This is a genomic window from Acidiluteibacter ferrifornacis, assembly GCF_009909615.1.
GTDB lineage: Bacteria > Bacteroidota > Bacteroidia > Flavobacteriales_E > Vicingaceae > Acidiluteibacter > Acidiluteibacter ferrifornacis.
In genome coordinates, this window is the sequence record NZ_WWNE01000007.1 from 25,776 (window position 1) to 45,046 (window position 19,271).

Annotated in this window: 20 protein-coding genes and 1 pseudogene; 11 read left to right on the forward strand and 10 right to left on the reverse strand. The window is 36.0% G+C overall.

Annotated features, from left to right (window positions below; all coding sequences use genetic code 11):
- Nucleotides 1-88: 88 nt before the first annotated feature.
- Genes GQN54_RS08810 through GQN54_RS08820 form a run of 3 tightly spaced genes read left to right on the forward strand, consistent with a single transcriptional unit; the run spans nt 89 to nt 4,413 of the window.
- Nucleotides 89-1,834 (forward strand): ABC transporter substrate-binding protein, encoded by a 1,746-nt coding sequence (locus GQN54_RS08810; protein WP_160633176.1) that lies wholly within the window; start codon nt 89-91, stop codon nt 1,832-1,834.
- Complete coding sequence (locus GQN54_RS08815; protein ID WP_160633177.1) at nt 1,835-3,238, forward strand: ABC transporter permease; 1,404 nt, start codon at nt 1,835-1,837, stop codon at nt 3,236-3,238.
- Nucleotides 3,235-4,413, forward strand: a complete 1,179-nt coding sequence (locus tag GQN54_RS08820) for an ABC transporter permease (RefSeq protein WP_160633178.1) — start codon at nt 3,235-3,237, stop codon at nt 4,411-4,413. The genes GQN54_RS08815 and GQN54_RS08820 overlap by 4 nt, the downstream gene beginning before the upstream one ends.
- On the opposite strand, the gene GQN54_RS08825 is transcribed toward GQN54_RS08820, so the two are convergent.
- On the reverse strand, nt 4,410-6,485 hold the full coding sequence (locus GQN54_RS08825) for an HD family phosphohydrolase (RefSeq protein WP_160633179.1): 2,076 nt from the start codon (nt 6,483-6,485) through the stop codon (nt 4,410-4,412). The two genes, GQN54_RS08820 and GQN54_RS08825, sit on opposite strands and share 4 nt — an antisense overlap.
- A 145-nt stretch (nt 6,486-6,630) precedes the next feature.
- Between GQN54_RS08825 and GQN54_RS08830 the strand changes: the two genes are divergently transcribed.
- The 4 genes and pseudogenes from GQN54_RS08830 to GQN54_RS08845 all read left to right on the forward strand — a co-directional run.
- The gene (locus tag GQN54_RS08830; protein ID WP_160633482.1) at nt 6,631-7,809 is read left to right on the forward strand and encodes an acetyl-CoA C-acyltransferase; all 1,179 of its coding nucleotides are present in this window, start codon (nt 6,631-6,633) and stop codon (nt 7,807-7,809) included.
- A gap of 62 nt (nt 7,810-7,871) precedes the next feature.
- Nucleotides 7,872-8,651 carry a C40 family peptidase gene (locus tag GQN54_RS08835; RefSeq protein ID WP_160633180.1) on the forward strand — a complete coding sequence of 260 codons (780 nt, stop codon included), beginning with the start codon at nt 7,872-7,874 and terminating at the stop codon, nt 8,649-8,651.
- A 4-nt stretch (nt 8,652-8,655) separates the two neighbouring features.
- Nucleotides 8,656-9,315, forward strand: coding sequence for a C40 family peptidase (locus tag GQN54_RS08840; protein WP_160633181.1), 660 nt, complete (start codon nt 8,656-8,658; stop codon nt 9,313-9,315).
- Between the two features lie 128 nt (nt 9,316-9,443).
- Nucleotides 9,444-9,995 (forward strand): annotated as a pseudogene (locus GQN54_RS08845) (peptidylprolyl isomerase); the annotation flags it as partial.
- Nucleotides 9,996-10,073: 78 nt separating this feature from the next.
- On the opposite strand, the gene GQN54_RS08850 reads toward GQN54_RS08845, so the two are convergent.
- The 3 genes from GQN54_RS08850 to GQN54_RS08860 all read right to left on the reverse strand — a co-directional run bounded on the left by GQN54_RS08850 (nt 10,074) and on the right by GQN54_RS08860 (nt 11,863).
- Nucleotides 10,074-10,658: a hypothetical protein gene (locus GQN54_RS08850; RefSeq protein ID WP_160633183.1), complete on the reverse strand. Its 585-nt coding sequence runs from the start codon at nt 10,656-10,658 to the stop codon at nt 10,074-10,076.
- A 102-nt stretch (nt 10,659-10,760) separates the two neighbouring features.
- Nucleotides 10,761-11,387, reverse strand: coding sequence for a YqaA family protein (locus GQN54_RS08855; RefSeq protein WP_160633184.1), 627 nt, complete (start codon nt 11,385-11,387; stop codon nt 10,761-10,763).
- A gap of 104 nt (nt 11,388-11,491) precedes the next feature.
- Nucleotides 11,492-11,863 carry a CoA-binding protein gene (locus GQN54_RS08860; RefSeq protein ID WP_160633185.1) on the reverse strand — a complete coding sequence of 124 codons (372 nt, stop codon included), beginning with the start codon at nt 11,861-11,863 and terminating at the stop codon, nt 11,492-11,494.
- Between the two features lie 106 nt (nt 11,864-11,969).
- Between GQN54_RS08860 and purT the strand changes: the two genes are divergently transcribed.
- Together purT and GQN54_RS08870 are read left to right on the forward strand one after the other, a co-directional pair.
- Nucleotides 11,970-13,130 carry a formate-dependent phosphoribosylglycinamide formyltransferase gene (purT, locus tag GQN54_RS08865; protein WP_160633186.1) on the forward strand — a complete coding sequence of 387 codons (1,161 nt, stop codon included), beginning with the start codon at nt 11,970-11,972 and terminating at the stop codon, nt 13,128-13,130.
- 9 nt (nt 13,131-13,139) lie between these two features.
- Nucleotides 13,140-14,045 carry a glycosyltransferase family 2 protein gene (locus tag GQN54_RS08870; RefSeq protein ID WP_160633187.1) on the forward strand — a complete coding sequence of 302 codons (906 nt, stop codon included), beginning with the start codon at nt 13,140-13,142 and terminating at the stop codon, nt 14,043-14,045.
- Here GQN54_RS08870 and GQN54_RS08875 read toward each other — a convergent pair.
- The 6 genes from GQN54_RS08875 to rpmB form a co-directional block, all read right to left on the reverse strand.
- The gene (locus GQN54_RS08875; RefSeq protein WP_160633188.1) at nt 14,023-14,712 is read right to left on the reverse strand and encodes an outer membrane beta-barrel protein; all 690 of its coding nucleotides are present in this window, start codon (nt 14,710-14,712) and stop codon (nt 14,023-14,025) included. The genes GQN54_RS08870 and GQN54_RS08875 overlap by 23 nt on opposite strands.
- Before the next feature lie 260 nt (nt 14,713-14,972).
- Nucleotides 14,973-15,929 (reverse strand): signal recognition particle-docking protein FtsY, encoded by a 957-nt coding sequence (gene ftsY / locus GQN54_RS08880; protein WP_160633189.1) that lies wholly within the window; start codon nt 15,927-15,929, stop codon nt 14,973-14,975.
- A 65-nt stretch (nt 15,930-15,994) separates the two neighbouring features.
- Entirely contained in the window at nt 15,995-16,147 is a 153-nt protein-coding gene (locus GQN54_RS08885) for a DUF4295 domain-containing protein (RefSeq protein ID WP_160633190.1), read from the reverse strand.
- 12 nt (nt 16,148-16,159) lie between these two features.
- Complete coding sequence (rpmG, locus tag GQN54_RS08890; protein WP_160633191.1) at nt 16,160-16,348, reverse strand: 50S ribosomal protein L33; 189 nt, start codon at nt 16,346-16,348, stop codon at nt 16,160-16,162.
- Nucleotides 16,349-16,428: 80 nt separating this feature from the next.
- Nucleotides 16,429-17,835 carry an aminopeptidase P N-terminal domain-containing protein gene (locus GQN54_RS08895; RefSeq protein WP_160633192.1) on the reverse strand — a complete coding sequence of 469 codons (1,407 nt, stop codon included), beginning with the start codon at nt 17,833-17,835 and terminating at the stop codon, nt 16,429-16,431.
- Between the two features lie 67 nt (nt 17,836-17,902).
- Entirely contained in the window at nt 17,903-18,136 is a 234-nt protein-coding gene (gene rpmB / locus GQN54_RS08900; RefSeq protein WP_160633193.1) for a 50S ribosomal protein L28, read from the reverse strand.
- 165 nt (nt 18,137-18,301) lie between these two features.
- Between rpmB and GQN54_RS08905 the strand changes: the two genes are divergently transcribed.
- Entirely contained in the window at nt 18,302-18,715 is a 414-nt protein-coding gene (locus tag GQN54_RS08905) for a hypothetical protein (RefSeq protein ID WP_160633194.1), read from the forward strand.
- The gene (locus GQN54_RS08910) at nt 18,702-19,238 is read left to right on the forward strand and encodes a biotin transporter BioY (protein WP_160633195.1); all 537 of its coding nucleotides are present in this window, start codon (nt 18,702-18,704) and stop codon (nt 19,236-19,238) included. The genes GQN54_RS08905 and GQN54_RS08910 overlap by 14 nt, the downstream gene beginning before the upstream one ends.
- Nucleotides 19,239-19,271: the final 33 nt, after the last annotated feature.

A 19,271-nucleotide genomic window follows, 5' to 3' on the forward strand; every position in this document is an offset into this window, starting at 1 on the left:
TCTCTCCAATAGAACCAGAAAAAATTCGCTTTTATCCGTTGTAAATAAACCTATCAATTATCTTTGTCTTGCATCAAATGCCAAACAAATGTTCCATCTCATCCGTATTCCCTTCTTCGCTGTTGTTGTCTGCTTACTGCTTTTTGCTTGCAACACACCACCCGCTAATCAACCCAAAGAGGTAACACTACATATTCGTGAAACTGCAGGTGCTAGCTCCATCCACCCTGTTTTGTATAGTGATGAGTTATCCGGAAATCTCAGCACTTATATTTTTCAAACGTTAACGGTAATCGATTTCAATACACTAGAACTCTCTCCACTATTGGCCGACTCTCTTCCTCGAGTATATAAAGGAGAAAATGGTCAGATGACTTATTTCTACACAATTAGAAAAGAAGCAAAATGGGATAATGGGCAACCCATCACAGCGAAGGATGCAGAATTTGCGGTAAAATTGAATATCATTCCCAATCCTGAAGGATACCTATTGAATTCATTCAATAAAACCATTGTTGATTTTGAGTACCACCCGACGGATTCCACTGCCTTTTATATTCATACTTCAGGAGAATATAATTCTGGTGAATTTCTTTGTGGCGACATTAGTTTTGTTCCTCAATACCTTTATGACAGCACCAATTACCTGAACCAATTTACGGTTCAACAAATTGCAGCACACCACGACTCTTTAGCTAAAGACAGCGGAATGATTGCCTTTTTAAATCAAGTTAATGATTTCGAATATAAAATCAATCCAAAATACATCAGTGGATCAGGTCCATATAAGTTGACTAAATTCAACAGTGAAAGTAGAATTGAGCTAACTAAGAAAAAAGATTGGTGGGGCAATCAAGTTAAAAATGCTGGAGTTGAATTTGAAGCGAATGTTGATAAAATCGTGATTCACATCATTCCTGATGAAACTACTGCACTTGCCGCCTTAAAGAATGGTGACATCGATCTCATCAGAGGAGTGACTCCTAAGGAATTTTCTGAAATTCAAAAGAATGAAACTTTCAAAGACCAATTTAATTTCGTGACTAGTGAGATATTGGCCTACTATGCTATTGGCATGAATCTCAATCACCCCATTTTAAAAATCAAGAATAATAGAAAGGCATTGGCTCACTTGTTAGATGTAGATAAAATTATAGACATCGTTGCCTACGGTTATGGAGAACGCATAATAGGTCCATTGCCGCTAAAATATGAAAAACAATACAATAAAAACATCACCCCCTATCCTTTTGACCCAGAAAAAGCAAAACACTACCTGTCTATAGAAGGGTGGAAAGACCTCGATGGAGATGGGGTATTAAACAATACTTTGAATGGAGTAAAATCAAAGTTTGAATTGGATTATTTATTCAATTCAGGGAATGAAAGCCGCAAAATGATAGGCTTAATCCTTAAAGAGGAAGCCGCTAAGGTTGGGGTTCAAATAAATCTCAAAGAAGTGGAATGGTCCATCTTTTTGGAAAATACCCGAAATAGCAACTTCGACTTATGTTTTACAGGAAAAATGTTTGCTCCTTTACCCAGAAATCATGAAAGCATTTTCCATTCCCGTGCCATTGACAATGGCTCCAATTACATAGGTTTTCGTTCGGAGGAGGCGGATCAACTGATTGATTCCCTCAACAAAACTACAGATCCTAGTGTGCGTTTAGCCTTAAATTATCGTTTTCAGGAAATACTCCATGAGGAATTGCCTTATCTCTTTTTATATGCTCCCTTAGAGCGAATGATTATTTCTAAAAGGTTCACCAATTATTCTTTGTCCTCAATGCGTCCAGGATTCTGGGCACCAGGATTTAAACTCAGCGAATAAATGCTTCATTATACCCTTAAACGTATTCTGTTAGCCATTCCCACCTTTGTAGGAATTTCTTTGGTGGTATTTTTCATTAGTATCAATACGCCTGGAGACCCTATTCAAATGATTATTGGCGAGCGAACTTTTGACCTTGAAAATGATGTATCTAGAGCAAATATTGAAACCAAAATCAGTGAGGTGAGAACCTATTTCCACTTAGATCTTCCCCCCTTTTATTTTACCATTACCGATCAAACACAATCCGACACCCTCCATCGTATCCCTGACCATCAAATGAAAAAACACCTTTCAAAACTCGCTTTTGAAAATGGTAATTGGAAGAATGTCAACGAGTATCACAAATCTATAAACCGATTAACCAGTGAAGCTTATGCGGATCAAACTTCTTCAAAAAACAAAGTTCTTCACCTTATTGAAGAACTAAAAAAACAACAGACTACGGAGGAGTTGATGCACCTTTTGGCGAGTTTCAAGCTTGTTTCTTCTAATGAAAACTTAATCTTTGCCTATAAAATATTGGAATATAGTATTCTTCAATTAAATGCCCACACAGATATTTCTGCTAGATACGTTCCACAATTCATCTGGAATGGGGCAGAAAATCAATATCGTTATTGGATGGCTGATTTTTTTTCAGGCGATTTTGGAACCTCATACAAGGACCGAAAACCTGTCGGCCATAAAATTGGCACCGCCCTAAAATGGACCGTATTGATTAGTATTCTATCCATAATTCTTAGTTATTCGATTGGAATACCGCTAGGAGTATATAGCGCCAAACATCAAAACTCGCCTATGGAACGCCTACTTTCAACATTCTTGTTTAGCATCCATTCTATTCCTTCGTTCTGGTTGGCTAGTTTGCTCATTATTTTCTTTGCCAGCTATGAATATTTTCCCATTTTTCCCAGTTATGGATTGGGAGATTGGAATGAGAATAGTTCCGGACTGGTTTCCTTTCTGGATTTAATTTATCACCTATTCTTACCCATTGTTTGTTGGTCTTATTCTAGCATTGCCTACATCAGTGAGCAAACTAAAAGAAGCATGTTAAATGAATTGTCTGCGGACTATATTCGAACAGGAAGAGCTAAAGGGCTAACAGAAAATCAATTGTATTGGAAACACGCTTTAAAAAACGCCTCATTTCCACTGATTACTCAAATTGGAAATTTGTTCCCCGCACTAATATCAGGCTCTTTTATCATTGAATACATTTTCGCAATCCCTGGAGTCGGAAAATTATTGTTGGATTCCATCGCTTTGAGAGATTATCCTGTAGTGTTTAGTATCCTAATGATTAGCGCGGTTTTAATTTTAATTGGAACACTAATTTCAGATTTACTGTACCTTAAGATGGATCAAAGAGTTTCTTATTCAAAACAATGGGCTTCATGAAATTAATCCTCTATATCCAACAGAAGTCACCAGTAGTTTTTTGGTCTTTAATTGTAATTATCTTTATCGGAGTTTTTGCAGAGCTCATTGCCAATGATCGCCCTTTAGTGGCTTCTCAAAATGGTAAAATTGTATTCCCTTTTTATAATTCATCCAATCTAAAATCTACCGATATAGACTACGAGTGGCAACTCATGCCATTGATTCCTTATTCTCCCAATTCATTGGATTATAAAAATGTGAAGTCAGCTAGTCCCTTTAAAAGTCAACAAGTAGATAGTTGGAGGTATCGTCATTGGCTAGGAACTGATGAGATCGGTAGAGATATTTTTTCCGGGATCATTCACGGTACTCAACTTGCTTTGATTATCGGGCTAGGCTCTATGTTGATTGCTTCGATTATTGGAATTTTCTGGGGAGCCATCGCTGGCTTTTATGGCGACAACACCCTAAAAATTAGTTGGCTTAACTTAATCCTACTTCCCCTATTTATTTTTATAGGTTATTTTTATGGCTTTCACCAAACTGTTTGGACGACAGAAACTCCAACCATATCCCTTATACAGATTGTTGTCCTTAATTTAGCCTATATTCTTGCTTCCGTGATTGTTTGCTTTTCATTCAGCCAGTTTCTCAACAAATTATTGAAGATAAAAAAGCTAATCACTTTCCCCGTCGATATTATCATCAGTCGAATGATAGAAATAGTCAAATCCGTCCCCATATTATTCTTAGTGATTAGCTTAGCAGCGATTGTTAACCCTTCAGCATGGAATATCATATGGATTATCGGTCTGTTAGCTTGGACGAATATTGCGAGGTATACCCGTGCCGAAGTTTTAAAAGTAAAGAATAAACCATTCATTGAATCGGCTGAGGCTTTGGGATTTTCAAATGCACGGATTCTATTCCAACACATACTCCCTCTTTCGCTTCAATCGGCAAGTGTATTTATTGTGTTTGGTATAGCTGGTGCAATTCTTATGGAATCTACCCTATCTTTTATCGGAGTGGGTATCTCAGCGGAAGAAGTTAGCTGGGGTAGTATTCTTTCCGAAGCCAGAAAAAATCCTACCTCTTGGTGGTTAGCGGTTTTTCCAGGGTTCGCCATATTCTTTACCTTATTTCTATTCAACAAATTGGCAACCATTATTGAGGATAGGAATCGATACTAATCGTGATCAGGGTAAGCGATCCTTACATGGTAAATGTTCATCAACTTCTTCTTAAACATCTTTTTAATGGTGCTGATGTCTTTAAAAGTGATGTCTGCATTGGCGTATTGCCCCTCATCAATCTGATTTTGAATAATTCCATCGACTAACTTTTCTATACTTTCTGTGTCATAAGTTTTCAAACTTCTAGAGGCTGCCTCCACTGAATCCGCCATCATTAACACGGATGTTTCTTTCGAATAAGGAATGGGTCCAGGATACCTGAATTCATCTTCATCAATTTCAATATCAGGATTCTGTTCCTTATAGTTTAATAGAAAAAAGCGCACTTTACTGGTTCCATGATGCGTCCGAATGAAATCGATGATTATATCCGGTAATTTATGCTTCTTGGCTATTTTAATCCCATCTTTCACATGTTTAATGATAATCTGAACCGACTCTTCAGGACTCAGCTCATCATGTGGATTGATATGAGTGGCTTGATTTTCGATGAAATACATGGGAGCATTCATTTTTCCAATGTCATGATACAAGGCGCCTACCCTAACTAAGAGAGAATTCCCGCCAATAGCTCTAATGGCCTCTTCCGCCAAATTCGCTACTTGCAAAGAATGCTGGAAGGTTCCTGGAGCTTTTAAATTAAGCTGCCTCAATAACTTATTATTAGTATCAGCAATTTCTAATAAAGTAACTTCAGAGACAAAACCAAATAGTTTCTCAAAGGCATAAATAAGCGGATAGGCAAATAGTGTTAGCATTGCACTTCCAAAAAACCAAGCGATGGCATTGTAATTAATTGTCGATATATCTCCTTCCTGCACTATACTAATTCCAAAAAAACAAACGCTATAAACCCCAAAAATGATTGCGGAAGAAATAAAAAGTTGACTTCTGTTCCTTAAGCTCAACACACTAAAAATGGTCACGATTCCTGTTAACATTTCAATGAGAATGAACTCATATGGGTTAGGAGCAATAAAACCCACGATTAAGATCGTTACTAAATGAGTGAATAAAGCCGTTCGAGTATCAAAAAAAGTTCGAACAATAATCGGTAACATGCAAAAAGGAACCAAATAAATACTAAAAACATCAATACTTAAGGAAACCTCTGCAGCCAACACGAACAAAACGATTAACAATAGCAAGAAACTCAATTGCAGATCGCTAGAAATAATTTGCTTCCTAAACAATAGCAGAAAAAGCGCTAAAAGCAACAAAACTAAAGCCACCAACAAAACTTGGCCCACTAGAATATAATAAAACTGATGACCTCCCCCTACTTGATTCTCAAATTCCTTTTTCAAAGATTGAATCATCAACAATTTCTTACCATCTACTATTTCTCCTTTGGATATGATGCTTTCACCTCTAACGACCAATCCTTCAGTTAAAGATATTTTCTGAATACTCTCTTTGTAAATCTGATTAGTGGTTTCTTCATCGAAAAATATATTCTGCTCCAATAATTCTTCAAAATAGAGCAGCGCTGTAGATTTAAAGCTTTTTTCCGTGGAATTTAATCGTTGTTCGAATGCAGCAAAGGCGCTCCTAGCAGTGTACAACTGTCCCAATTCTTTCGATGTAACCACCTTGCCATAAATCAATTCTATAGAATATTCCTCCGATTTGTTTTCTATAGAAGGGATTAACTGAACAATACCCTTTTCATAAATTGCTCTAATTTGATTCTGAACAGATTGAAGTTGTTCCTGAAACATTTCCTTGGAAGAGAATGCAAACTCTCCTTTTTCAAATTCTTGAGAAAGATACGCTGATAATTTTTGAGTCACTTGATCTACTACATTCGTATCTACCTTGAAATACAACTTTTTATTTTGTTCTAGCTCTTCTTTTTCTTTGGCGAGTTTTTCAGCAGGTTTATAAATTGGAAAATCGAAAGTTGCAATTAGATCGTTGTGCCCCCAAGGTTTCCCCTTTTGAAACTCATACTTAAACTTGGCTTCCTTGGGAAATATAAATACAATAACAACAATTGCAGCAATGAAGATGAATAACTTAAAAAATCCATCGTATTGATCTCTAAAAAAATTGAACAATCGTTTCATGCACCTCTATTTTTGATACTACGAAAGTAATACAATTCAATTAAACCAACTGCAATCATTCAATTAGAAAAGGTTTCTCTAATAGAACTTAAATAATTAATTTCGCATTGAATTTATTGAATAGAATCTTAAAACAATAAGGATGATTAAAGACGTATATATTGTATCGGCAGTAAGAACTCCAATGGGAAGTTATGGTGGTGTATTGGCTTCAGTACCCGCAACAAAATTGGGAGCTGCCGCTATAAAAGGAGCAATAGAAAAAGCTGGAATTTCTGCATCTGAAGTTCAAGAAGTTTTTATGGGAAATGTGTTGCAAGCTAATTTAGGTCAAGCTCCTGCTAGACAAGCGGCTATTTTCGCAGGTTTGGATCAAAATGTACCTTGTACAACGGTTAATAAAGTATGTGCTTCTGGTATGAAATCGGTAATGTTAGCTGCTCAAAGCATTATGTGTGGTGACAACGATGTGGTTATCGCAGGTGGAATGGAGAATATGTCTTCAGTTCCTTATTACATGGAAGATACCAGATGGGGTGCTCGATTGGGAAACAAAACGGTAGTAGATGGTTTGGTTAAAGATGGTTTAACTGATGTTTACAACAATTACCACATGGGGAATGCAGCAGAACTTTGTGCTGCGGAATGCAATATCTCAAGAGAGGAACAGGATGACTTTGCCATTTCTTCTTATGAGCGATCTGCAAAAGCTTGGTCTGAAGGTAAATTTAAAGATGAAATTGTTCCTGTTGAAGTTCCACAACGAAGAGGAGATGCTGTCATTGTTTCTGAAGATGAAGAGTACAAGAATGTAAAAATGGACAAAATCAGAGGTTTACGTCCAGTATTTCAAAAAGAAGGATCTGTAACTGCAGCGAATGCTTCCACCTTAAACGATGGTGCTTCTGCGCTTTTATTAATGAGCAAAGAAAAAATGGAGGCTTTAGGGTTAACTCCTATCGCAAAAATTAGAGGCTATGCCGATGCTGCTCAAGCTCCTGAATGGTTTACAACTGCACCATCTTTAGCATTACCAAAAGCAATTAAAAAAGCAGGTTTAACAACTGCAGATGTTGACTTTTTTGAATTAAACGAAGCATTCGCCGTTGTAGGAATAGCGAACAATCAAAAAATGGGATTAAACCCTGAAAAAGTTAACGTAAATGGAGGTGCTGTTGCATTAGGTCATCCACTAGGTAGCTCAGGTTCTAGAATTATCGTGACTTTGATCAACGTATTGAAACAAAATAACGGAAAACTAGGTGCTGCCGGAATTTGCAACGGTGGTGGCGGTGCTTCTGCTATTGTGATTGAAAATATTTAATTTTTTCTACAGTCGGATGGAGGTTTCTCTTTCCGACTGTATTTTTCTCTAGCCTTTAATTGATGAAATACGGTATTTGTAATTTAAGTGTTGTCCCCGGACGTGCAGAGGCATCTGACAAAAGTGAAATCGTGACCCAAGTTTTATTTGGCGAACTTTTAAAAGTATATGAGTCCAAACAATCTTGGTTTCGTTGCAAAACAGTACCTGACAATTACGAATGTTACATAGACTCCAAGCAATTCGATTGGATAGAAGAAGAAGAGTTCAATCAACTCAAAAAAATTCAACCGGCTTTGTCCGCTGACTTGGTGCAAGTCTCACAACGAAGTAGCGACGATCAAATTATTCCAATTGTTATGGGGAGCAATCTTTATAACTATCAAGACAATAAATTCATCAATGGAAATGCGGAGTACAATTTCGAAGGAAATGTATACCCTCTAGAAAGTAAACCCTCCAAATCCAGATTGAAGGAAAATGCATTCATGTATTTGAATGCGCCATACCTATGGGGTGGCCGATCTCCTTTCGGGATTGATTGCTCAGGTTTTGTTCAATTGGTCTATAAATTAAATGGTGTTCAGCTTCCTAGAGATGCATCCGAGCAAGCCAAAATTGGACAAACATTGTCATTCATTGAGGAAGCCGAAGAAGGGGATTTAGCATTTTTTGATAATGATGAAGGAAACATCATTCACGTAGGATTGATGCTTGAAAATAATCGAATCATACATGCCTCAGGAAAAGTCAGAATTGATAGAATCGACCATCAGGGCATCTATAATGTAGATACAAAACGTTATTCACATCGACTTCGTTTAATTAAATCAATTGTGTAGACCAATGAATAAGAAAGCATGTAGTATTTTAATTTGTTGCCTTCTTGTTTTTATCACTTCGTGTCAAATCAACAAGAAGACATCATCAACTTCTTCTAACTCTAGCCAACAACTGACGGAGCAAAAACACTCTGTAAAAACGACTAGAAAAAAAGAGTCCTCGAATGATAATTCGAAGAAATCGAATAAAAAAATAATCCAGCAAAAAGCCGAAGTAAAACAAGTTGACACTTTAGCCTACCTCAGAAAAAAATATGCCCCTTTACTGAGTACTGTGCAAGACAGTATTCAAAATCTTCAATTATACAAGTTAATTGATGAATGGATGGGGACGCCTTATCGTTTTGGTGGTCAAAGTAAAAATGGAACAGATTGCTCAGGTTTCGCAGGAATTTTATATGCTCATACTTTTTCAATAGCCTTGGCAAGAAGAGTTTCAGACATTCATCAGGCTACGCCTTTACTTTTAAAACAAGAGGAATTAAAAGAAGGAGATTTAGTTTTTTTTGACATTGGAAAAAGAAAGCTATCTCATGTAGGTGTATATTTAACCAATGGGAAATTTGTGCACGCATCTACTTCTCAAGGAGTAGTTATTAGCGATCTGAATATGGCCTATTATAAAAAATACTTTCGTTGTGGAGGTAGAATCATTAAATCTTAAAAACAACATTTATTATGAAGACAAAAAACATTTCATTTTCTATTTTAACTGCTTTAATCATAATAGCTACAGTTGCATGTGGAGCTAAATCATCGGAAGAAAAAACCAACAATAATGACCAAGTAGGTATGGAGGTTATTACTCCTGCTCCAGAAAAAGAAGAAGCTAAAAAAGAGGAAGGTATTTTTGCTGAAATCAATACTACAAAGGGAACCATAATCGTTCGACTAGAGTATGCAAAAACACCACTTACAGTAGCCAATTTTGTAGGTTTAGCAGAAGGTACAATAGAAAATACCTTTAAAGCAAAAGGAACTCCTTTCTTTGATGGTATTGTATTTCATAGAGTAATTCCTAACTTCATGATTCAAGGTGGTGACCCTACAGGATCAGGAATGGGTGGACCTGGATATAAGTTCAGAGATGAATTTGATGCTACTTTAAGACACGACAGAGCAGGCGTTTTATCAATGGCTAACTCCGGACCGGGGACTAACGGCAGCCAATTCTTTATTACGCATAACGAAACTCCATGGTTAGACGGAAAGCATTCTGTATTTGGCTATGTGGTAGAAGGCCAAAGCGTCGTGAATGCTATTGAACAAGGAGATGCAATTGAAACTATTAAAATAGTTAGAGTTGGAAAAGAAGCAAAGAATTTTGATGCAGCAAAAGTTTTTGCTGAAATGAGATAACCTATTTATAATTAGAAAACTTAAAAGTCCATTTAGCTCGAGAATCGACCTAAATGGACTTTTTTATTTGACCTGAATTTTAGATTCCATCAATTTAGCCGCCTCAAGGCATTCGCCTTCCGCATTCTTTAGCTCTACAATGAGTTTAATGGCATTTTTTTCAAATGCTTTATAGGAATGCCTCATTTGTTCTGTGAAGGCAGGAAGTACATTTAAACCAGTCTGCACCCCTATAACTTTATTTTTAAATTTTCGCATTAAAGCTTCCAAAAATAATACTGTCTTTCGTGCCTTTATCAAAGCAGATAACTCTGATTTTTCTTGTTTATAATATTGTAATGAAGTCGTATAAAAATTTAATGACTCTGAAATGCATTTCTTAAAAAGTTCGAGATTCTCGTTAATGCTACTATTGAAAGTATCTAATTCCTCCAAAATAGATTGCGCGACTTGTTGAATACTATTCTCCTCCAAATTAGAATCTAACCCCTCTTCTATCTCCGAAATATTATTCATTTGTTTGCGCACTCGGGTGTTCAAATTATTAATTTGAATAACCATTTGGCCATAAGTGCTCGCTAAATTCTTATAAGCATTCTTGCCATTTTCAAGTTGTTCCAAAAAGAGTTTACTATTATAATCTTCCATATCCCGTAAGTTTAGTAAATTAAATAATACTTAATCAACCAATTAAAATACTATTAAACACTAAGCTAATAAAAAGCAACGGAAAATAAAACCTCTCAATTCTTAGAAAAGGTTAAAAAGAGCCATGGCATAAATGTAATATCGAGCAAATCGAGTCAGTCCAAATAGAGCCAACAATGGAAATGGATATCGTACCATCCCCGCAGTCATGCAGACAGGAGAGAATGGCAATGGAAATAATGCTGCAAATACGACCACAAATCCACCCCACTTCCTGATTAAATCAAAATGAGAGAGAAACTTATGTTGAATGTATTTTTGAACCCTATGAATTTTTCCAATATATCTACCGATAAAATAGGCAATCATACCTCCACTATAGGACAAAAATGCCAATAAAAGCAACATCGTATAAGGCGATTCTTTACCTCCAGCCCAAACTATAAACAAATCAGGTGGAATAAGACCCAAAATTATTTCAGACAAAGTAAAAAAGGTTAAAATAGCAGTATCACTGAAGCTCGAAAACATATAGTCCATTGCGCTATCAACATCAATTACATATTTATTCAATGCAATTAAGCCAACAACCAATAACCCGATTCCTACTAGGAATCGAAGAGTATGTTTCAATAGAAATGGATAAAGCCCTGTTCGTCTGTAATATATATGATACAGATGCATCTTATATTTAAAACTTCTATGATTTACTGTAGACTCCTTTTTCATGTTTATTTCTGGGAAGTGTTGATTATGAATTTGCAAAAATAGGGTTAATCTTCTATTTATGGGAAGTTTATTTATACTTAACTGACTGCAAATTGATTAGTTGACTAAAACTGATTGGTAGACATCATCACCAACGTGCAGGCTTCAAAGGCGTCTATTCCTTTCGCAATGGCTTTATCTTTCAACTCCTTATTCTCTGTTCCAGGGTTAAAAATAAGACGCTTCGGCTTTAATACATTCAAAATGTAATCGTAGTACTCCGGTTGATTAGAGGGTCCAACATACAAAGTAACGGTATCAACATCTTCGATGGGTTTCAACTCTTTTATAATTTCAACACCATTTACTTCTCCATTTTTAATACCTATAGGAATTACCTCATGACCGTTAGCCATTAATTGATGGATACACCGAAAAGAATATCTAGCTGGATTAGTTGATGCTCCTATAACTACTGTTTTTTTACTTTCACTCATCACGATGTACTTTTCAATTGAATTAACATTCTAAATTAGAAAATCAACCTCATAAAACACCTATTTTTATTCAGATTTGAGCTAACTTTAACAAAATTTAAATTTCATGGAGAAGATACTATTGTTGGGTTCTGGAGAACTTGGAAAAGAATTTACAATTGCTGCAAAGCGCTATGGACAAACTGTAATTGCAGTAGATAGTTATGCCAATGCGCCTGCTATGCAAGTAGCAGATGACTTTGAAATAATTAATATGCTAGATGGTGAAGCACTAAACAGAATCGTTGAGCAGCATAAACCTAGTATCATTGTCCCAGAAATTGAGGCCATAAGAACTTCATTATTTTACGACTTTGAAGCGAAAGGAATTCAGGTGGTGCCATCCGCAAAAGCAGCCAATTTCACAATGGACCGCAAGAAAATTAGAGACCTAGCTGCTAAAGACCTAGGGCTAAAAACAGCAAATTATAGATACGCTACAAATCTAGAGGAACTGAAGAAAGCAGTAGCAGAAGTTGGAATTCCATGCGTGGTCAAACCATTAATGTCCTCTTCAGGGAAAGGACAATCAACGATTAAATCCGAGTCTGAAATAGAAATTGCATGGGAAAACGCTAACACCAAAGGTAGGGGCGATCAATTAGAAGTTATCGTAGAAGCTTTTATTCAATTTGATTCAGAAATAACGTTGCTCACTGTGACCCAAAAAAGTGGACCCACCCTATTTTGTCCTCCTATAGGTCATCGTCAGGAACGCGGAGATTATCAAGAAAGTTGGCAACCCGCTCACATTTCTGAAGAACAGTTAAAAATAGCTCAAGATATGGCCGCTAAGGTAACCGCCGAATTGAAAGGGGCTGGAATATGGGGCGTAGAGTTCTTTTTAGGGGAAGAAGTATATTTCAGTGAATTGTCTCCTCGCCCTCATGATACAGGGATGGTCACATTAGGTGGATCTCAAAATTTTAATGAATTTGAATTACACGCTAGAGCTGTATTAGGATTGCCAATACCAGAAATTACTTTAGAACGGCATGCTGCAAATGCTGTAGTTCTTTTCCAGAAAAATGAAGTAAAAACACCAACCTACTCAGGCACTGAAAAAGCTGCAAACTACCCCAAATCTGATTTTAGAATTTTTGGGAAACCAACCACGCGTCAGTATAGAAGAATGGGAATAGGAATAGCTTATGATGCAGTAGGAACCGATGTGGATACCTTAAGAAAGAAAGCCAAAGAAGTTGCCGATCAAATCACTGTGGATTAAAAATATTCGATGCTAGCAATTTGTATCCCGATATATAATCAAGACGTTACTCTATTGATTGCTGAGTTAGAAAAGCAAATAAAAGGAGTCAATCATCCCATTGAAATCGTATTGATCGATGATGCTTCTCAAGCGAATTATAAATCGCTCAATGAACCTCTTTCCAATCGACATACATACATAGAATTGAAGGAAAATATTGGCCGTTCAAGAATTAGGAATCTTTTTCTAAAATATACCTCGGCCACTTATTTGTTGTTTTTAGATTGTGATGCATTGATTCATCAACCCAATTTTTTAAAAGAATACTTTCAATCCATTGAAAACAAAAAACTGGTAGTTTGTGGTGGTAGAGTAAACCAAAAAGAGCCTCCAAATCGATCACATTATTTGAATTGGAAGTACAGTACGCTCAGAGAAAGCGTATCAGTTGAAAAACGACTTCAAAAGCCTAATCTTTCCTTTATGACCAACAACTTTCTAATAGAACGTAAGACTTTCGAGACTGTCTTGTTTGATGAACGTTTGATTAATTATGGACACGAGGATACTTTATTTGGATTTGAACTCATGAAACGTGGTATATCCATAGCTCATATTGATAACCCCATTTTCAACGGAGACATTGAAGACAACACGACTTACCTTTTCAAAACTGAACTAGGACTAAAAAACCTTTCGACTATTTGCAAGAGCATTGATAACGATCCTCAATTTATATCCTCGGTAAGGTTATTAGAGTATTACTTTACGATACAAAATAGTTTTACATTATTGGTCATTAGGAACATCTACCGTATTGGTAAACCAATCATTAGAAAAAGATTGGAATCAGGATATGGGAGCCTAAAGCTATTTGATTTTTATAAATTAGGGTATTTTGATGAACTATTTAGAAAGAAAAATGAAGATTAACTCCTGTTGTCAATGCTTCGTATGTTATATTAGAGCTTGACTTGAATACAATCGTTTCTCCAGGAAATCTAAAATTCCCTTGTTCATAACGCCCAAACAACCCAATACCAAAGTGATCGGAAAGTAAAAAATGAGCTCCTAATTTTAATCCATATATAGTAGATATCTCACTCCTACTTGTAACCTTATTACTAACTGTAGTATATGTACTATTAAATATTTCGAAGGTCTGATAAGTTATTTCAGGTGTCGTCAACTTTCCTAAGCCGAAATAGGGATTGACATAGAAATAGTGCTTTCCGCTTGTTCGAGCCTCTGCTCCAATTATGAATGAGGTCATCTTGTATTTTCCACTCGAACCGTCGACCCCAAAAGAATTGTTAATTCCCCCTTCTTTGACTGTATTAATGGCTTCTTCATCCAATTGAATCATTCCCCTATTAAAGCCAAATACAATTGCCATATTATTAGATGCAGCAATTGCATAATCTATATTAAAACTAATCCCACCTCCAGCAAAACCGTTACTATCAGACACCAAATCCCCAAGTGGACTCACTGACCCTACTCCAACTGAAACTCTACTTCTATCAAAGTTTTTATCTTCCTGAGAAGCTGCGTTTAGAGTTATAAAAGCTAAACTTAAGCTAAGTATTAGGTATTTCATCTTTTTAAAGGTTTAGTCAATCACTTTAATACAAAGCCACTCACATTAAAGTGAGTTCAAAAATAAACCTCGACATCCCATTTAACATTATCTAAATGTTACTTTTACATCACTTGGTTTAAAAAGAACTTCCAAGACGATATGGTTATAAACAGAAAAACAATACAAATTGATTGGATAAGTAATGGGTTAATAATAAAAAGAAACCCTCCCAGCTGGCTATTCAACTAAGAGGGCTCATAAATATTCTATATTGCAGCTTATCTTTCACTAAATAAACTGCCTACAAACTCTTTTCGATTAAACACTTGCAAATGTTCGATACCCTCTCCTACACCAATATACTTCACTGGAATTTTAAATTGATCGGAAATTCCAATAACTACACCACCTTTAGCAGTACCATCTAATTTTGTTAGAGCTAGGGCATTTACTTCCGTCGCTAGTGTAAATTGTTTGGCTTGCTCAAAGGCATTCTGTCCTGTAGAAGCATCTAATACCAATAGTATTTCATGAGGCGCATCCGGAATCAACTTTTGCATCACGCGCTTAATCTTACTCAGCTCGTTCATTAAGTTGATTTTATTGTGCAAACGACCTGCGGTATCAATAATGACAACATCGGCATCTTGTCCAATAGCTGATTGTAAAGCATCAAATGCAACTGAGGCAGGGTCAGCACCCATTCCTTGAGTCACAACTGGTACATCTACTCGTTCTCCCCAAATCTTAAGCTGATCTACTGCAGCAGCTCTAAAAGTATCTGCTGCTCCTAAAATAACTTTATGTCCTGATTGTTTTAATTGATAAGCAAGTTTTCCAATTGTCGTTGTTTTTCCAACACCATTGACTCCTACTACCATAATTACATATGGCTTTTTGTCTTTAGGAATAGAAAATTGAGTGTAATCTTCAGTATTGTTTTCCGCCAGTAATGCAACAATTTCCTCGTTCAAGATGGCATTCAGTTCTGAAGTATTGACAAACTTGTCCCGCGCAACACGCTCTTCAATTCTGCCAATAATTTTCAAAGTGGTGTCTACTCCGACATCTGAGGTTACCAAAATCTCTTCTAGATTATCTAAAACCTCATCGTCTACTTTGGATTTTCCAACTATAGCACGACTAAGCTTTCCAAAGAAACTTTCTTTTGTTTTGGATAAGCCCTCATCAAGGTGCTCTTTTTTCTTTTTGGAGAAAATATCAAATAATCCCATAGGTATATATAAAAAAAGCTTCCCCCAGTACGAAAGAAGCTATTAATTTTTTATGTAAAGAACGATTACTTCTTAAAGAAGTCGTTCACATTATCATTAGGTATAATCTCTTGCTTAAAAGCATAAGATCCAGTCTTATCAGACTTCACCATTTTAATAACTTTTGTGAAACTTTTTGCTCCTTGTTTCTGTAACGATGCTACTACTTTCTTAGCCATAACGAATAACTTTTACTTAATTTCTTTGTGAACCGTCACCTTCTTCATGATCGGATTGTATTTCTTAAGCTCCATTCTCTCAGGAGTATTTTTTCTATTCTTAGTAGAAATATAACGAGATGTTCCCGCTAATCCACTCTCTTTATGCTCCGTGCACTCCATTATTATCTGGACTCTGTTTCCTTTACCTTTTTTTGCCATTGTTCTATTTATTTTATAGAGGGGGCAAATTTAAGTAATTATCTCTTAAACTACCAACCTTTATGTAAAATTATTTTCACCTAAAATTGAGCTTCCATTTTCATCATTTCTTCGATTTCTTCTATGGTACGGGGTGCTCCCTCAGACAAATTTATTGGCTCACTATCAGTAATTAATATATCATCCTCAATTCTGACACCTATGTTCCACCACTTCGGATCACAATCCGAACCCTCAGCAATGTATATTCCAGGTTCTACTGTAATCACATTTCCACTTTCTAGATTGCCATAAGTCCCCCAGTCATGCACATCCAATCCCAAATAATGAGAAGTCCCATGCATAAAATATTTACGGACTTGTCGTTTGTCTTTTAAAATTCCTAACTGATACAATCCTTCTGCAATAATCTCTGTACTAGCTTCATGAGTACTTCTAAAGGAATTTCCAGGTTTACAGGCTCTTATGCCCGCATTTTGTGCCTTCAAAACCAAATTATAAATGGCTTTCTCTTCAACCGAAAAAACTCCATCTACAGGTAGGGTTCTAGTTACGTCAGCTGTATAACCCCGATATTCTGCCCCCACATCACTTACTAACAAATGATTATTAGCCAATTTTTTACGATTGCTTGTATAATGTAGCACACAACTATTCTCTCCTCCACCCTGAATGGAAGGGAATCCAGGGTACTCTGCTCCTTCTCTTTTAAAAACATACTCTATAATCGCTTCCGTTTGATATTCAGTCATCTCTTCCTTTAAAGATTTCATCAGCTCTATTTGAGCAAGCAAGGTAATATCAATCGCTTTTTGCATTAAAACCAATTCTTCAGGCTGTTTGATTTGTCGAAGCTCAGCCATCCATATCTTAAGTTGCTTTTCATTCTTTTTTACACGTTTGGGTTGGATGGCTTGCTGAAAACCCAACTTCATTTCAGCAAGCAATTGATTCGAAAGATTAATATCACTTTTATACAAATTTTCTGCAATGAAGTTCACTGAAGAATATTGTTTCCAGTTAAAAATAGTTGCATCAAATTTAGTATTGGGCTTCACTGTTGAAAATCCTAAAAACTCAGGAGCTAATTCAGGCCCTAACCTTCTTCCATCCCATACTTCTTTTGTCGGATTTCGCTCAGGTATCCATAAGACTTCTGAAGTCCACTTGGAGTCAATAAAAATAGAATCTTTCAGTATAACCAAAGCCGCATTTGGTTCAGTAAATCCTGTTAAATAATAAAAATTAGGATCCTGATGATACTCATAATCCACATCATTTGAACGATTCTTTATGGGATTCGCAAAAAATACGGATATAGAGTTTGGCTCCATTTTTTCTCTCAAAGCAGCTCTTCTTTCTTGATGAAAAGAAACAGTTAAGCCATCGGAATCATAACGATATCGAGTGAGATGCTTCTCCGAATCTTGCTGTGCAACTAACATTGCGATTTGAAAAAGTAAATAAAAGAATAGGGTGTACTTCATAATTTTTGGAGCAAAAAAAAACGTTGCTACTAAGGTAACAACGTTTTTATAATTATTATTCTTTAGACTACATGTAGCCTTTCAATTTCGCTTCTTTGATGCAAGCATCTAATCCATTTTTGTTAATGTTTCTGATTGCTGATGCAGAAACTTTCAAAGTAACCCATTCACCAGTTACTTCATTATAAAATTTACGTGTAAATAAGTTTGGATAAAACTTTCTCTTTGTTCTAGTTTTAGAGTGAGAAACATTATTCCCTACCATCACTTTTTTTCCTGTTAATTGACAAACTCTTGACATCGTATATATCTTTAATAAATTCTATTATTTTCGGACGGCAAAGATATGTAATAATTCTTTATGAAATCAATCCTTCAAGCAAAAAAAAATTGTATTTTAATCTACCTTTTTACAAGCTCTTATCATTAATAAGTATTTTTGCATAAAAATAAACGGAGTCACCAAATGAAAAAAATACTAACCCTTTCAGCAATTCTATTTCTAACCATTACGAGTTTTGCTCAATGCAAATATAACGAAGGTGTTTCTAATGACGATATCCAACTTTTCTATCAATGGAAAAGAGCAAAGTTATTTGACAAAAACAGCGATATTGAATTAAGGATAAAAATAAAAAATTTAAAAAAAACAGCTATATTAGTTGACTTTAATGCAGACTACTATTTAGATGGAGTGCTGCAAGAGACTTCTGTAATTGAAGATTTTTGCATTAAATCAAAGCGAACAGCTCGTGGAAAAGTTAATGGTATAATCATAAAACCAACCCCCGAGATTGTAGAAATTAGAGAAAAGGAAAACTTTAAACTCGAATTTAGTGGCCTTAAGTCAGAACAAACAGAAGCCTGTGCTGAAAAATAAAAATCAAATATTAACTGTTGCAAAAATTATTGGGGCGGTTGTCTTTATTTGCGTTTGTGCGCAGATTAGTTTTGGATTGCCCGGTGGAGTGCCGTTTTCAGGGCAGTCCCTAGCCGTTTTAGCAGTGGCCATTGCTATGGGGTTTTACCAAAGTATAATTGTAGTCGCCGCATATTTACTTTTGGGAGCTTTGGGTCTACCTGTTTTTGCAGGCGGCTCCTACGGGATAGAGCATTTTAGTAATCCTTTTGCAGGATATTTATTTGGGTTCTTGGTAGCAGCTGCGGTGGTAGGTTGGCTAAAAGAAAAAGGGTTTGACACCACTTACTGGAAAAATTTTGTGGCTTTTCTAATTGGGCATGCCATTATCTTGGCTCTTGGAACAATTGTAATTTATTTTCAACGGGACTGGCCCACAGCGTGGGTTTATGGTTTAAAACCTTTTTTAATTGCAGCAGTCATCAAATCCTTATTGGGGGCCTTAATAATGCCTATTTATTATCAAACAAAAGAAGACTGGTAGTTCTATTCAAACAATACAACAACTTTTTTTAAG